Genomic DNA, 14,029 nt, shown 5'->3' on the forward strand with positions numbered 1-14,029 from the left:
CATGAGCCGATCCATCCCCCACCTCAAGTCCCAGTTCTTGCAGCGCTTATCCGAAATCGTCGGAGAGTCGGGACTCGTCAGCGACGCGCAGCAAAAAGACGATCACGACACTGACTGGCTGAAGAAGTGGCACGGCCGTAGTTGCGCGGTGGTGCGTCCAGCGAGTACTCAGCAAGTCGCGCAGGTGATGCGTCTCTGTCACGAAACACGCATTCCGGTGGTGACCCAGGGAGGCAATACGGGAATGAGTGGCGGGGCCACGCCTGATGAGAGCGGTGCGCAATTGATTCTGAGCACGTCGCGGCTGCGGCGCATCAGAGAAGTCGATCCCTTGAATAATACGATCACCGCAGAGGCCGGAGTGTTGCTTGCGCATGTTCAAGAGGCGGCTCAGGAGGTGAATCGTTATTTTCCTCTCAGTCTCGGGTCCGAGGGCAGTTGCACCATAGGGGGCAATCTGGCGACCAATGCCGGGGGCGTTGCGGTGCTGCGTTATGGCAATACCCGGGACCTGGCGCTGGGTCTGGAGGTCGTACTGCCCGATGGCCGCATCTGGAATGGTCTGCGCGCGTTACGCAAAGACAATACTGGCTACGCGTTGCGGGATCTCTTCATCGGCTCGGAAGGGACGCTCGGCGTCGTGACCGCCGCCGTACTCAAGCTGTTTCCTCAGCCCGTGGCGCGTGTGGCGGCGTGGGTCGGTTGCGATAGCATGGAAAGCCTGCTGGCCTTGTTGGCATTGAGCCGGGATACCTGCGGAGATCGCCTTGTTGCATTCGAGATGCTGACGCAAGCCTCGGTGGATCTCATTATGCGTCACATCACGGATGCAAGGCGGCCGTTGGCGAATGCGCATAAATTCCATGCCCTGGTCGAACTGGCCGATACTTACGAGAATGGCCTGGCAGAGATGTTGGAAGGGACGCTCGAGCGAGCCATGGCCGCCGGATACGTCGAGGACGCCACCGTCGGGCTCAATATTGCGCAACGACAGGCGTTCTGGAAAATCCGTGAGGGAATCTCCCAGGCGCAGGTCCGGGCTGGCAAGGCGATCAAGCACGATATCGCTTTACCTATATCGAAGCTACCTCGCTTCGTGGCTGATGCGGACGCCGCCGTGAAAAAGGTCATGCCCGACGCCTGCATCATTAATTTTGGCCATATGGGCGATGGCAACTTGCATTTCAATGTGCTGATGCCGCTAGATACGCCCACACCTGAAATGTCGCAAGCCGTGAGGCAGCTCAATCGCCTTGTGCATGACCTTGTCGATGAGGCCAATGGGAGCATCAGCGCCGAACACGGCGTCGGGCAATTGCGGCGCGATGAGTTGCGCAACTACAAATCCTCTGTCGAGCTGGATCTGATGATGCAGCTCAAGCAGTCTATCGATCCAAACCAGATCATGAACCCTGGGAAGTTGCTTTGAGCATCGTGGCTCCGACATTCAAGGGCATGAAAATTTTTCGCAGTACCGCACGTTTCTTTCAATGTCGTGCATTTTTTAAATGAGATAAGTATGAGTGATAGCAGACACTTGGGAATCGCCGTTGCCCAGATGGGACCGGTGCATTTGAACGATAGCCGCGCCGCCGTGGTAAAGAGGCTCGTCGAGATGTTGAACGAGGCCGCCTCCAGAGGAGCGAAGCTCGTCGTGTTCCCAGAGCTGGCGCTGACCACGTTCTTTCCGCGTTACTGGATGACCGAGGAAGAGGCCGTCGAACGTTTTTTTGAACGATCCATGCCGAACAAGGATGTGCAGCCGCTGTTCGACGCCGCGAAGGCTCGGGGCGTTGGGTTCTATCTGGGATATGCAGAACTGACTCCCAGCGGCGAACGCTTTAACACCAGTATCCTGGTCGACGCGAATGCCAACATCATCGGAAAATACCGCAAGATTCACTTGCCGGGGCATTCCGATCACAAGGTGGATGCGCCATTCCAGCATCTGGAGAAGAAGTTCTTCGAGGTCGGCGACGTCGGCATTCCCGTGTTCGAGGCATTCGATACACGTGTTGGCATGTGCCTGTGCAATGACCGCCGTTGGCCCGAGACGTGGCGCGTGATGTCATTGCAGAGCGCAGAGGTTGGTGTATTGGGTTACAACACACCATCTGTCAACATTCATTGGAACGAGCCCGTGCACTTGCGCATGTCGACCCATCTGGTGTCGCTGCAGGCCAGTGCTTATCAGAACGCGATGTGGATCGCCGCCGCCGCCAAATGCGGATCGGAAGACGGGCATCACATGATTGGCGGTTCCGTCATCGTCGCCCCCACGGGTGAGATTGTTGCGCGCGCCATATCCGAAGACGACGAGGTCATTGCGACGTCGGCGGACTTGTCGTGGGTCGAGAATTTCCGTAATCACGTCTTCAATTTCGCCAAGCATCGCCGGCCTGAGCACTACAAAATCATCGTGGAGCGCACCGGTGCAGGCGAGCCTTTGCCGATTCCAAAGATCTGATCTATGTGTCTTTGAGGCCGGCGGACTAGTGTTTCGCCGGCCAGCGGCAAACGAAGCCCCCACGCCGCGCCTTCGGCTTGCTGCCCCCCAGGGGGGTGTTTTTGTCTTGGGGCGGCCCGGCAACAAAAAAAGGGAAATAAATGAGTCAATACAATACCTCGGGTACCGAGGCCTTGAGTGCTGCCCAGGCGCCTCATGATGCGGACACTCAAAACGACACTGGACGCAGCAGTCCGATGCGGGCACTGATCGCAGCGGTTTCTGGCTATGCCATGGACGGTTTTGATCTCCTGATCCTCGGATTCATGCTGAATGTCATTGGGCTCGAGCTCGGGCTGACGGAAGCGGAAAGTGGTTCGTTGGTCACGGCGACCTTGATCGGCGGAATTTTCGGGGGAATCGGTTTCGGTATCCTCAGTGATTACTACGGGCGGGTCAGGGTGCTGACGTACACCATCCTGATGTTTGCGATCTTCACGGGGCTTTGCGCACTGGCCGTCGGCTACTGGGACTTGATGGCGTATCGATTCCTGGCGGGCCTGGGTTTAGGAGGCGAGTTCGGTATCGGTATGGCGCTCGCCATCGAGGCCTGGCCTGCAGAGAAGCGTGGCCGCGTGTCGTCGTATGTCGGAATGGGATGGCAATTGGGGGTGTTGGGAGCAGCGGTACTGACGCCATTGCTCTTGCCTCACATCGGATGGCGTGGCATGTTTGTCGTGGGCCTCTTTCCTGCTGTGGGATCGTTCATCATTCGCAAGGTCATCGGCGAATCCGAAATCTTCCTGCGCTCTACAAAGAAGAAAAAGCGTGAGTTCCCGATCAAGACCCTGTTCCGTGATGCTGAGACGACGAAACGCAGCATCGGCGTGATCATTCTGTGTTCGGTGCAGAACTTCGGGTACTACGGACTCATTGTCTGGATGCCGGCCTATTTGTCGAAAATGTTTGGCTATAGCCTGGCAAAATCGGCCGTGTGGACGGGGGCTTCGATCATCGGGATGCTGGTGGGAATCTGGATTTTCGGCCAGTTGGCAGATCGAATAGGCCGGCGTCCCACATTTATCGGCTATCAGATCGGCGCGCTTGTCATGGTGTTTGTCTATTCGACCCTGACCTCACCTGAAGCATTGTTGATCGGCGGCGTGGTGATGGGCGTGTTTGTCAACGGCATGATGGGCGGGTATGGCGCGCTATTGGCCGAACTCTATCCGACTCATGCGCGGGGAACTGCCCAGAACGTGCTCTGGAGCATCGGACGGGGAGTGGGCGGCTTCAGCCCGTTGGTGATCGGCGCTTTGGCCTCGTCTTATTCCTTTGGTGTTGCCATTGGCGCATTGGCCTTGATTTATCTGATCGATATCTTTGCGACGATCTGGCTGATTCCCGAGTTAAAGGGCGCCGAACTGGAATAGGCTGCGCGAACATCGCTGTGGCGACACAGCGATGTTCAACGTATCAGTTCATTCCACCGTTAGCGCGCAGCGTCTGTCCATTGACCCAAGATCCCTGCGGGCTGGCAAGAAACGAGACGACGTTGGCAATGTCTGCTGGGGTGCCCAACCGCTCCAGCGGATTCAGTTTGGCCAGCCGGTCGATCAGTTCGGCGGATTTGCCGTCCAGAAACAAGTCGGTCGCGGTAGGGCCGGGGGCCACGGCATTGACCGTGATCGACTTTCCTCGCAGTTCTTTGGCTAGCACGCCAGTCAGGGTTTCGACTGCGGCCTTGGTGGCGGCGTAGACGCCGTAGCCCTCCTGTCTCAGACCGATGACACTGGTCGAGAAGTTGATGATTCGTCCGCCGTCACGCACGCGCCGTGCGGCCTGACGCATAGCGTTAAAGCTGCCTTTGAGATTGATGTTGATCAGGCGATCGAACGCAGCATCGTCAAACTGCGCAATGGCCGATAGATGCATCACTCCCGCATTGTTGACCAGCACATCGACGCCGCCATAGCGAGCCTCAGTGGCGTCGAACAGTTGCCCGACGGCGGCGTTGTCGCTGACGTCGGCTTGCAGGGCGTGGGCCTGGCCGCCTGATGCGCGGATACGTGCCACGACTTGTTCCGCATCGTCGCGTCGGCCCGCGTAGTTGACGGCCACCGCGTAGCCGTCGGCAGCCAAGCGCTCCGAGATGGCGGCGCCGATGCCGCGCGATCCTCCAGTGACCAGGGCGACGCGCGAGGGGGAAGGGGTGTTCATTGATGTCCTTGGTTAGCTGCCGGAATGGCGTAAAGACACTTTATTCGTTATTTGGTGTTGGATAATCTGGCTAGATTTGCAATGACTATTCAATGGTTTGAATAATGGCGTGCGCTGACCTCATCCGATAAAGCAGCCGACGCGACTGGCGGTGGGCTTCGCCCCATGGGTTTCTTGCGATGCAGCCAGCGATTGGTGCCATTCAATCAACATCATGATCCCCTTGCCGGATCTACCGGCAGATTCCCTCGCCTCCTACGATGTGGCTGTCCGTTGCCTGCATAGCAGCAACGACCGCTTTCAAGCCGCCGGGCGGGCGGCGCCAACCTATCGAGGGAATCATCATGAGTCAGCGTATCAACGCGTTTGCGCAATCCCCAGAGTTGTTCAAGAAATTCGTCGAATTCGGCATGCTCGTGAAATCGGGCTCCATCGAAGACGAGATTCTTAATCTAGTCGATGTCCGTGCGTCGCAGCTCAATGGTTGCGGGTTCTGCCTGGATATGCACGTCAAGCAGGCCAAGATCCAAGGCGAACGCGAGCTGCGTTTGCACCACGTCGCGATTTGGCGCGAATCCACGTTGTTTTCGCCGCGTGAACGCGCTGCGCTGGCATGGACCGAGGTATTGACCCACCTGCCGGCACAGGGCGTGCCTGACGATATCTATGAGCGGGTGCGTACGCAGTATTCGGAAAAAGAATTGACGGAATTGAGTTTCTCCGTCATGGCGATCAATGCCTGGAATCGTCTGAACGTAGGTTTCCGGACGGTGCCGGGGTCGGCCGATAAGGCTTATGGCTTGGATAAAGCCAATCTCAGCTAAGGACATCATCATGAAAATCCTGGTCATTGGCGGTACGGGCTTGATCGGTTCCAAGTTGGTCGCCATCCTGCTTCAGCACGGTCATAATGCCATCGCAGCATCGCCTGCTACGGGGGTGAACACGATTACCGGCGAGGGATTGGCCGAGGCGCTCGAGGGCGTGCAAGTCGTGGTGGATGTGGCGAATTCCCCATCCTTCGAAGACAAAGCCGTCTTGGAGTTTTTCGCCACGTCGGGTCGCAACCTGCTCGCCGCCGAGGCCGAGGCGGGCGTTCGCCATCATGTGGCGCTGTCGGTGGTGGGTACGCATCGGCTCGCGGAAAGCGGTTATTTCCGCGGCAAAATTGCCCAGGAAAAATTGATCAAGGCCAGTGGTATTCCGTACACGATCGTCCATAGCACGCAGTTTTTCGAGTTCTTGGGCGGCATCGTGCAGTCGGGCGCCGAAGGCGATCATATTCGTCTGCCCGCGGCTTACGTGCAGCCTATTGCGTCGGACGATGTGGCCAGGGCGATGGCAGACGCCACGCTGGCAGCGCCGGTGAACGGGACCATTGAAATCGCCGGTCCGGAAAAGGTGCGTATGGCTGCATTGGTTGAGCGTTATCTGGCCAATACGGGTGATGCTCGTCCGGTGATTGCGGATCTGCAGGCCCGTTATTTCGGCGCCCTGCTGGAGGACGATACGCTCGTACCCGTCCGCAATCCCCATTTGGGGGCTATCAATTTCGAGACCTGGTTTCGGCGATCGAGAGCGACACTCTAAGTCGATTGGAGAGAGTGACGGAGGTGTTAGCATGGCCCACCGCCTTCGTTCTCCGATCTGAAATGAGATAAGTATGACTAAATTGCAGCCCCCGCCGTTAAGCTTATTAGATAAGTATCGCGGGGATGATTTCCAAGCGGTCTATACGGCCAATGTCACCGTTCAAGGGGGCGAAATAGAGCACGGTCGAGCGTCAGGCGTTGCTCGTTCCGATGACGGTGCTTTACAAGTCGAGTTGCGTCTGCCGACTGAACTGGATGGTCCTGGAGGCGGGACAAATCCGGAACAGCTATTCGCCGCTGGTTATGCGGCTTGTTTCCATGGCGTATTGAGTCTGCTGGCGATGAAAGCAGGCGTGATGTTGCGTGATGTGGAGGTTAAAGCATCAGTGAGTTTCGGCCGCGATCCGGTTGACGGCTTGCACGCGCTGACTGCGCACGTCCATGTTCATTTACCAGGTCTGGACAAGGCCGCAGCACAAGAACTGGTGAGAAATGCCGAGCGTTTATGCCCCTATGCCAAGATGGCACGGCAGGGCATTCATAGTGTCGTTACCGTAAACGACCCGCTTTAGCCTTTAAGCAGGAAATTGTCTACGCTCAGCAAATCCAGGGCGCGGATTTGGACGGTCATGTAATCAATGAAGACGCGTATCCGGCCAGGCAGGTGTTGCCGGCTCAGGTAGCAGAGGTAATGCCCCCGATCGTCTGGAGCGTATTGTGGCAAGCAGGGTACGAGCGCTCCCTTTTTCAGGTATTCGCTCACTTGGTAGCCCGCCATTTGAGCGATTCCCTGTCCTTCGAGGACGGCTTGCAGTATGAGATCGGCGTCGTTGAACGAAAGCATGGCTTGGGGCGTGAATTTGCGCGCCAAACCATTCACTTTGAATTCCCAGTCGTAGAGCCGGCCCGATGGTAGCCGGAAATTGATGCAACAATGTTGGGCAAGGTCGTCAATCTCCGTGGGCATCGAATGCGTTGCGATATAGCTGGGTGCGGCGCATAACAGCATCTGCATTGGGACGATCTGTTTGGCGATGACCTGACTGTCCTCCATGCGGCCATCACGGAACGAGACGTCAATCCGGCTTCCCGTGAAATCAGTCGGGCCATCATCGAGCAACAGCTCTACAGAAATGTCGGGATAGGCCGTGCGAAACCCTTTCAATAATGGCGCCACGACTTTCCGTCCAAAACCAGTGGTGGCGCTGACGCGCAGATGTCCTGCTGGAGGGCCTTCTCGCAATTCCCGCATGTCGTCCAAGGCCTGCACGATATGTTTGACCCCTGTATGGCAGTTTTCGTAAAACCGTTCGCCTTCGCGAGTGAGGGACGTACTGCGCGTGGTGCGCAGGAACAACCTGGTTCCCAGTTGATCTTCCAGCTTTTGTACGCTGCGGCTGACGGCGGAGCGGCCGATGCCGAGGCGGTCACCGGCTTTGGCAAAGTTGCCTTCCGATGCCACCGCGATAAAGGCGACGACGCCCGCGTAGCTGGTCGCGAAGCTGTAGGCCAGCGAGTCGGCACCGGTACCCGATGCAGCGATCGCAGAACTCTCGACGGATCTGGCCGATAGCCCGTCGTTAGGGGAGGCTGTGTTTTCCATATCCCTAAGACGTGCGGGCTATTGGATTTGTGACGTTACTTTTGAAAAAATTTTCAAAACGAGCATCATCCTCGGGTATACCCCGATATGGTGAGGTCGCTGAGCGCCACTCGGAGCGTGGCGTCTGAGGGGTTATTGCACAGGTATCAGTGCCGGCGCGCCTTGTGCCTTGATCAACACCACGACGAATTTGGCCGGCTTGGTCTTGCTGGCGTTGCGTCCGACAGTGTGCAGGTCATTGGGGCCTTCGTAATAAGTCTGGCCCGGGGTCAGGGTGACTTCCTTTTCGCCCTCCACTTGCATCACGATGCTGCCTTCCAGGACATAGACAAACGCGTGCGCGTCGTGACGGTGGATGGGGTCGGCAGCGCCGGGCGGGTAGTCGACCGTAATCATCAACGCCTCTTTACCCGGGAGGTCGGGCAAAGCCTTGGTCATCAACGGCGTAACGACGGGCTCGGGCACGCTGGCGCTATGGCCGCCGTGAGGCGGTGCGGCGACTGCGATAGTGGTGACCAGAGCGCTGGCGGCGCTTACGAGTATTCCGTGCTTGAGGATATTGCGCATGACCTGTCCTTGTGCTGGTTGAGAGAGCAGGTCCATCGTAGGGGCGCGAGCGTTACGCCGGTAGATGGGCGAAAGGGATCACGATGTTGCCCGGACGGCACCAATGTCCGGGCGCAGATCGCCATGGCGCTGCGGGTTAGTTTGGGGAATACGAGGCGGCGATGCGCGCGAGTTTGTCCGGATTGCGCTGGACGAGCACGCGGGTGATGCGTTGCCCATCGGTCTCATACGATTGCACGGATTCCAGCGCGCCCTGGATATAGCGCAGCAATGTCCATTGCCCGTTGACGAGTGTGACCTCGACCCGCAGCGTATCGCCATAGCGTCGCTGACCGGCATAAAACAGCTGGGCCAGGCGTTTGCCACCGACCAGGCTGGCAAAACTGGGCACTTTGCCGCCGCCGTCGCCTATCAGTTCCGCGTTGTCATTGAGCAGGGCATACAACCCATGGAAATCGCCTCGCTGCATGGCGTCGGCAAAACCTAACATCAGGCAATGATGCGTTTCGCGCGATACCTTATGGCGCGGGGGGGATTGTTGCAGTTGTTGTTTGGCTCGCCGAACCAATTGACGGCAAGTCGCCTCGGTCTTATCCAGAGTCCGGGCGATATCCTCGTAGTCAATGTCAAAGACCTCGCGCATCAGGAAAGCCGCGCGGGCTTCGGGGGACAAGCGTTCAAGCATGAACAGGAACGCAACCGAAACGTCGTCCGCGAACTCGTGGATTTCCTCCGGGGTGGATGGCGGCGCCATCAAGATCGGCTCCGGCAACCAGACGCCGGTATAGTTTTCTCTTTGGGCCTTGGCCGCGCGCAGGCTATCGATGGATAGCCGAGTGGTAACGGTGACCAGCCAGGCTTCGGGGTTGTCCAGTGTCGAATGATCGGCTTCGTGCCAGCGTAGCCAGGTGTCTTGGACGATGTCTTCTGCGTCGGCGACGCAGCCCAGCATGCGGTACGCGATCGCCTGCAAACGGGGGCGATGACGATTGAACAGACTGGTAGAGTCGGTCATGGGAATGGGGCCGCGGCCAGAGCTTAAGTGGACTGGAACGGCCGCTATTTTGCGGTTTCCCTACGGAAACGGCAAGTGTGTCCCCAATAACTCTCACGGAGCCATGGCTAGCCACATGACTCCGACTGCTCGCCCGGTTGTGTGCCCGTCGTCATGCGCTCAACGTACGCACGTTAATGCTCAAGAAACTCTTGCAGGCTTTCTACGCCGATTTGCGCTTTCCTGAGCGTTCTGGCCATCATGGCGCGGCGACAATAGCGATACAGGATGTAGAGCGCCAATGCGCTGCCAGCGATGAGCAGTGCGTGCCAGCCCAAATCGGACAGCATGGCAAAAATTTGCTCGATCTGGGACGCAAAAATTCCCCCGATGATCAGTCCGGCCGACGCCCACAGGGCGACACCCGCGCAATCGTGCCACAGGAAAGCTCGAAATCCGACCGCCATGGCTCCGCAGAGTGGCACAGAAACCAGCGATAGCCCCGGAACAAAGCGGGCAACGATGAGCAGTCGCACGCCCCACCTGCTGAAGAAGTTTTCAGTCCGGGCAATGCAGGTTTCCCGGGAAAGAGAAAGGCTGCACACGGTGTAAAGCGTTCGTTCACCGTAGCGTTTGCCTCCCTGAAACCAGATCAGATCGCCCAGTACGCCACCGGCGACGGCGGCAGCCAGGATGATGGCCAACTGGGGCAGCACTGCCGACGCGCTGGGTGTCGCGATCGCGCTGCTGGCGCCGATCGTGATCAGTGTCGGCATGACCGGTAAGGGTAAACCCAGGGATGCGCCCAGTACGTTGAGAAATACCACAAGTACGCCATAGTGGGCGATGAGTTCATGCGACACCATCATGCTCTCCTTTGACGCGAGTCGGGTTTTGAGACCAAATCGTATCGATGAGAGACGCAGGGCAGTAGCCCTGACTAGGGATGCGTCATGTTGCTCGGGCGGCAACAATCCGTATTGGCGATGATGGCCGGATAGCTATGATGTGCGTGGATCAGTTGGTCATCGGGCTTTTCGCAGCAATACCCATCCGCCGATTGTCAGCCCGATTCCAGAAATCAGCATGGGCAACCCGAAAATCAGTGACCAGAAGAAGAGCGCGACACGGCCGTCGTTGCCTCCCTCGCCCCTGAGTTCGCCGGTATCCATCATCAGCACGGCAGCGAGCAGACCGAGTAGTAGTGAGATGCCGAGAGGGATGCAGCCTCGGCCGAATAACTGATACAAGGTGGTGCTGCGCAAGAGGAACGCGGCGACGGCAATGGCGACCAATAACGCCAGGACCGAGGCCGCTATCAACACATGGTCAATGGCGTTGGGATCCGTCACGGCTCCGTTGGTGGTATCAGTGGCGGACCCAAATACGCTAAACAGAATCGGGTGGATGAAGCCGTAACTCGCGCGTCCGACAAACAGGCCAAACAATATGCTGGCAATCCATTTGAGTGGGGTAGGGATCATGCGGGTGCCTTTTCGGTAATTCAATTCTTGTATCACTGCATACCCTCTTCGCATTGGACGGCTTGAAGGTAAAGGTGTTCAATCTACCAGAGTCCAGCCGGGCGTACGCCCGGCTGGATCCGTCAACGAGATGAGAGACAACATGAGTCAGGCCCCTACCAAGCTGCGCGCCGCCCTGAACGGGATTTCCGGCATTCTGGTGACCCCTTTTGATGACGCCGACAAATTGGCGCCCGCCCGCCTAGCGCCTATTGTGGACCGTGCGATCAACGCCGGGGTGCATGTGTTGGTGGCCAACGGAAACACCAGCGAGTTTTACGGGCTGACGACCAACGAAGCCGAACAAATGGTACATGCCGCCGCCGAGCATGTGGCGGGACGCGCACCGTTGCTGGCTGGGGTGGGGCGCAGCTTGCATGATGCGATTGCCTTGGCGCGGGCCTCTCGCGCGGCCGGAGCTAGTGCATTGATGGTGCATCAGCCGCCAGACCCTTTTGTGGCGCCGCGCGGTGTAGTGCAGTATGTCACGCGTATTGCCGAGGCGGGCGATGGCCTGCCTCTGGTGCTGTACCTGCGTGATGACGGGATTGGCCTGGATACGGTCGAGGCGCTGTGTGCGATCCCTGGCGTAGTGGGCGTGAAATGGGCTTCGCCCACGCCGTTGCGCTTGGCGGAAATCATCGAACGTACGCGTGAGCGTGATATCGCGTGGGTGGGTGGCTTGGCCGAGCATTGGGCACCGCCGTTTTACGCAGTAGGCTCGCGTGGTTTTACCTCGGGTCTCATCAATGTCCTGCCCGAGCGCTCGGTCGCGATTCATGCCGCTCTCGAGGCGGGTGATTATCCGCGTGCCATGGAGCTGATTCGCAGCATGGCCGAATTCGAGGCCTTGCGCGCGATGGAACGCAACGGTACTAACGTGACCGTGGTCAAGCGTGCATTGCAGTTGATGGGTAACGACTGCGGCGCCGTACGCGCGCCGGGCGCCTGGCCCCTTTCCACGGAAGCTGACGACACGTTGCGCCGCCTGCTCGGCCAGTGGGGCTTGATCTGACTTTCTTGTCTTTGGTGTTCACGCCGGCCTGAGATCCTGCAGGCCGGACGTGATGGTACGCCTGTCTTTTGATACGGCGTGGCGTGCTGCTGCGCGTCGCTGCCGTGCGCCCAAAATCCAATCATAGGAGTAGGAGACTTCATGTCTGTTTTATCGCATACCTCCCGGGTAGTGCGCCTGGCGGCGGCTTTCGTTGCTGCCGCGTTCGGCGCCAACGTTGTTCCCGCTGTTGCGGCTGATTATTCCAGTCAACCTCTCACGATCATCGTGCCTTATGCGCCTGGCGGCTCGTCGGACGCGATTGCTCGCCATTTATCGCAGCCGCTGAGCGAAGCGTTGGGCACCACGGTGATCGTGGACAATAAGGCCGGTGGGAACGGCGCTATCGGCGCTACGCAGCTGGCGCGTGCCAAGCCCGATGGGCATACGATTCTGATCGGGGCATTGGGCGTATTGGCCATCAATGAGGGCTTGTATCCGAAACTGAGCTATTTGCCGCGCAAAGATTTCGATATGCTCACCATCGCGGTACGTACCCCGAACGCTTTTGCGGTGACACCGTCGTCTTCTGTTCAGACCTTGCCCGAATTGATCGAGCATCTCAAGGCGGAAAAGGGCAATGTGCCGGTTGCAACGTCAGGCTCTGGTTCCAGCGAACATCTGACTTTGGCGCTTTTCTTGCAGAATAGCGGTACGCAGGCCATTCATGTGCCCTACAAGGGCGGCGGACCCGCGATTACCGATACGATGGCGGGCCATGCGGAAGTCCTGGTATCGAATCTGGGTGCGGTAGCGCCGCACATCCAAGCCAATCGTTTGCGTTTGATCACGGTGACAGGAGCGGAACGATCCGCATTGTTCCCGGATGTGCCGGTACCGGGTGAAGCGGGCGTGCCGGGGATGGATGTGTATTCCTGGCAAGGTATTGCCGCACCCAAGGGCTTGGCGCCCGAGGTCAAGGAGAAACTGGTGGCTGCCTTGCATAAGGTGCTGACATCGGCGGAGTTTCGCCAGAAGATGTCGGGTTTAGGCTTTGACGTGGTGGCCGATGGTCCTGATAGTGCGACGCAGTTTCAGATAGCGGAAGCCGAGCGTTGGAAAAAAGTGATCCGTGACGGCAACATCACTGTTGATTGATTCGGTAGTTCAGTTGAGCGGGCCCTGCTCGATGAGCAGGGCCCGCATGCGTTCCATCGCCGGGTTGGCGATGGCTCCGCCGCGCCGCCAGACGAGATGCATCTCGGCACGAATGTGGTCCGGCAGATCGATGTCGCGCACGGTCATGTTGTCCAGACGCATGAGCGCCGTGGACGCGGGGACGAGCGCCAAGCCTATCCCTGCGTTGACCAGTGCGATCATGGAGTGGGTGTGCCGCACATGCTGCATGAAACGCGGCGCGACGCCAGTTTCGTGAAATAGCGCCTGCAGCATTTCATGAAAATAGCGGCCATCTCCTGGCTGGTACATGATGAACGGCTCACCGTGCAGATCATCCAGCTGCAGACCGCGTCGACGGCGAGTCAGTGGATGAGCGCGAGGCAGCACCAATGACATGGGTTCGCGCACGACACAGGTCATTTCCAGGCCCTGCAAATCGGCCGGCAGGCGGATAAGCCCCAAGTCGATGCGTTCCGTGCGCAAAGCCTCCAACTGATCATCGGATACCATTTCGCGCAGTTCGAGATCAATGTTTGGTAATTGCTGCTGCGCGGCCGCCACCACGCGTGGCAGCAGGTCATAGTTCGCACCAGCCGAATAACCCAGCACAACCCGCCCAGCCTCGCCTTGCAGTGCATACCGGGCCTTGCTGGTTGCTGTGACGCAGCGCTGCAGAATATCGCGCGCCTCGGGTAAAAACGCCCGCCCGGCCGCGGTCAGGCGCACGCTGCGCCGCGTGCGTTCGAGCAACGCGGTGCCTAGTTCGTGCTCCAGCTGGCGGATTTGCCGGCTGAGCGGAGGTTGCGTCATGTTCAGGCGTTCGGCCGCTCGGCCGAAATGCAATTCGGTGGCGACTTCGACAAAGCAACGCAGTTGGCTGAGCTGGAACATGGCATAGGCGAAGCAAAAGC

Annotated in this window: 15 protein-coding genes; 8 read left to right on the forward strand and 7 right to left on the reverse strand. The window is 58.5% G+C overall.

Features of this window, described 5'->3' with window-relative positions; translation table 11 throughout:
• Window position 1 precedes the first annotated feature (1 nt).
• The 3 genes from ACYVI2_RS19525 (at window position 2) to ACYVI2_RS19535 (ending at window position 3,879) form a co-directional block, all read left to right on the forward strand.
• The gene (locus ACYVI2_RS19525) at window positions 2-1,429 is read left to right on the forward strand and encodes an FAD-binding oxidoreductase (protein ID WP_415818421.1); all 1,428 of its coding nucleotides are present in this window, start codon (window positions 2-4) and stop codon (window positions 1,427-1,429) included.
• A gap of 90 nt (window positions 1,430-1,519) precedes the next feature.
• Window positions 1,520-2,467 carry an N-carbamoyl-D-amino-acid hydrolase gene (locus tag ACYVI2_RS19530; protein ID WP_415818419.1) on the forward strand — a complete coding sequence of 316 codons (948 nt, stop codon included), beginning with the start codon at window positions 1,520-1,522 and terminating at the stop codon, window positions 2,465-2,467.
• Window positions 2,468-2,607: 140 nt separating this feature from the next.
• Entirely contained in the window at window positions 2,608-3,879 is a 1,272-nt protein-coding gene (locus ACYVI2_RS19535; protein WP_415818417.1) for an MFS transporter, read from the forward strand.
• Between the two features lie 43 nt (window positions 3,880-3,922).
• Here ACYVI2_RS19535 and ACYVI2_RS19540 read toward each other — a convergent pair whose 3' ends face one another.
• Window positions 3,923-4,666 carry an SDR family oxidoreductase gene (locus ACYVI2_RS19540; protein ID WP_415818415.1) on the reverse strand — a complete coding sequence of 248 codons (744 nt, stop codon included), beginning with the start codon at window positions 4,664-4,666 and terminating at the stop codon, window positions 3,923-3,925.
• Window positions 4,667-5,010: 344 nt separating this feature from the next.
• On the opposite strand from ACYVI2_RS19540, the gene ACYVI2_RS19545 reads away from it, so the two are divergent.
• From ACYVI2_RS19545 to ACYVI2_RS19555, 3 genes are all read left to right on the forward strand, one after another.
• Window positions 5,011-5,490: a carboxymuconolactone decarboxylase family protein gene (locus ACYVI2_RS19545; protein WP_415818413.1), complete on the forward strand. Its 480-nt coding sequence runs from the start codon at window positions 5,011-5,013 to the stop codon at window positions 5,488-5,490.
• A 10-nt stretch (window positions 5,491-5,500) separates the two neighbouring features.
• Complete coding sequence (locus ACYVI2_RS19550; RefSeq protein WP_415818411.1) at window positions 5,501-6,256, forward strand: SDR family oxidoreductase; 756 nt, start codon at window positions 5,501-5,503, stop codon at window positions 6,254-6,256.
• 73 nt (window positions 6,257-6,329) lie between these two features.
• Window positions 6,330-6,830: an Ohr family peroxiredoxin gene (locus ACYVI2_RS19555; RefSeq protein ID WP_415818409.1), complete on the forward strand. Its 501-nt coding sequence runs from the start codon at window positions 6,330-6,332 to the stop codon at window positions 6,828-6,830.
• Here ACYVI2_RS19555 and ACYVI2_RS19560 read toward each other — a convergent pair.
• The 5 genes from ACYVI2_RS19560 to ACYVI2_RS19580 all read right to left on the reverse strand — a co-directional run bounded on the left by ACYVI2_RS19560 (window position 6,827) and on the right by ACYVI2_RS19580 (window position 10,906).
• On the reverse strand, window positions 6,827-7,861 hold the full coding sequence (locus ACYVI2_RS19560; protein WP_415818407.1) for a LysR family transcriptional regulator: 1,035 nt from the start codon (window positions 7,859-7,861) through the stop codon (window positions 6,827-6,829). The two genes, ACYVI2_RS19555 and ACYVI2_RS19560, sit on opposite strands and share 4 nt — an antisense overlap.
• Before the next feature lie 132 nt (window positions 7,862-7,993).
• Window positions 7,994-8,428, reverse strand: coding sequence for a cupin domain-containing protein (locus ACYVI2_RS19565; protein WP_415818405.1), 435 nt, complete (start codon window positions 8,426-8,428; stop codon window positions 7,994-7,996).
• 136 nt (window positions 8,429-8,564) lie between these two features.
• Complete coding sequence (locus ACYVI2_RS19570; protein ID WP_415818403.1) at window positions 8,565-9,443, reverse strand: RNA polymerase sigma-70 factor; 879 nt, start codon at window positions 9,441-9,443, stop codon at window positions 8,565-8,567.
• 173 nt (window positions 9,444-9,616) lie between these two features.
• Entirely contained in the window at window positions 9,617-10,291 is a 675-nt protein-coding gene (locus ACYVI2_RS19575; RefSeq protein ID WP_415818401.1) for a DedA family protein, read from the reverse strand.
• A gap of 156 nt (window positions 10,292-10,447) precedes the next feature.
• Window positions 10,448-10,906, reverse strand: a complete 459-nt coding sequence (locus ACYVI2_RS19580) for a hypothetical protein (protein ID WP_415818399.1) — start codon at window positions 10,904-10,906, stop codon at window positions 10,448-10,450.
• 142 nt (window positions 10,907-11,048) lie between these two features.
• Between ACYVI2_RS19580 and ACYVI2_RS19585 the strand changes: the two genes are divergently transcribed.
• A complete protein-coding gene (locus ACYVI2_RS19585; RefSeq protein WP_415818397.1) occupies window positions 11,049-11,960 on the forward strand; it encodes a dihydrodipicolinate synthase family protein in 912 nt (303 codons plus the stop codon).
• 141 nt (window positions 11,961-12,101) lie between these two features.
• The gene (locus ACYVI2_RS19590) at window positions 12,102-13,097 is read left to right on the forward strand and encodes a Bug family tripartite tricarboxylate transporter substrate binding protein (protein WP_415818395.1); all 996 of its coding nucleotides are present in this window, start codon (window positions 12,102-12,104) and stop codon (window positions 13,095-13,097) included.
• Window positions 13,098-13,106: 9 nt separating this feature from the next.
• Here the strand turns inward: ACYVI2_RS19590 and ACYVI2_RS19595 are convergent, their stop codons facing one another.
• Entirely contained in the window at window positions 13,107-14,009 is a 903-nt protein-coding gene (locus ACYVI2_RS19595; RefSeq protein ID WP_415818393.1) for a LysR family transcriptional regulator, read from the reverse strand.
• Window positions 14,010-14,029: the final 20 nt, after the last annotated feature.

The sequence above is a fragment of the Bordetella tumbae genome, assembly GCF_054780995.1.

Bases quoted from the DNA above. Each gene is read 5' to 3' on its own strand.
- ACYVI2_RS19535 (WP_415818417.1), top strand. From the start codon at position 2,608: ATGAGTCAATACAATACCTCGGGTACCGAGGCCTTGAGTGCTGCCCAG.
- ACYVI2_RS19580 (WP_415818399.1), bottom strand. From the start codon at position 10,906: ATGATCCCTACCCCACTCAAATGGATTGCCAGCATATTGTTTGGCCTG.
- ACYVI2_RS19595 (WP_415818393.1), bottom strand. From the start codon at position 14,009: ATGTTCCAGCTCAGCCAACTGCGTTGCTTTGTCGAAGTCGCCACCGAA.
- ACYVI2_RS19550 (WP_415818411.1), top strand. From the start codon at position 5,501: ATGAAAATCCTGGTCATTGGCGGTACGGGCTTGATCGGTTCCAAGTTG.
- ACYVI2_RS19575 (WP_415818401.1), bottom strand. From the start codon at position 10,291: ATGATGGTGTCGCATGAACTCATCGCCCACTATGGCGTACTTGTGGTA.
- ACYVI2_RS19560 (WP_415818407.1), bottom strand. From the start codon at position 7,861: ATGGAAAACACAGCCTCCCCTAACGACGGGCTATCGGCCAGATCCGTC.
- ACYVI2_RS19525 (WP_415818421.1), top strand. From the start codon at position 2: ATGAGCCGATCCATCCCCCACCTCAAGTCCCAGTTCTTGCAGCGCTTA.
- ACYVI2_RS19530 (WP_415818419.1), top strand. From the start codon at position 1,520: ATGAGTGATAGCAGACACTTGGGAATCGCCGTTGCCCAGATGGGACCG.
- ACYVI2_RS19565 (WP_415818405.1), bottom strand. From the start codon at position 8,428: ATGCGCAATATCCTCAAGCACGGAATACTCGTAAGCGCCGCCAGCGCT.
- ACYVI2_RS19585 (WP_415818397.1), top strand. From the start codon at position 11,049: ATGAGTCAGGCCCCTACCAAGCTGCGCGCCGCCCTGAACGGGATTTCC.
- ACYVI2_RS19590 (WP_415818395.1), top strand. From the start codon at position 12,102: ATGTCTGTTTTATCGCATACCTCCCGGGTAGTGCGCCTGGCGGCGGCT.
- ACYVI2_RS19545 (WP_415818413.1), top strand. From the start codon at position 5,011: ATGAGTCAGCGTATCAACGCGTTTGCGCAATCCCCAGAGTTGTTCAAG.
- ACYVI2_RS19540 (WP_415818415.1), bottom strand. From the start codon at position 4,666: ATGAACACCCCTTCCCCCTCGCGCGTCGCCCTGGTCACTGGAGGATCG.
- ACYVI2_RS19555 (WP_415818409.1), top strand. From the start codon at position 6,330: ATGACTAAATTGCAGCCCCCGCCGTTAAGCTTATTAGATAAGTATCGC.
- ACYVI2_RS19570 (WP_415818403.1), bottom strand. From the start codon at position 9,443: ATGACCGACTCTACCAGTCTGTTCAATCGTCATCGCCCCCGTTTGCAG.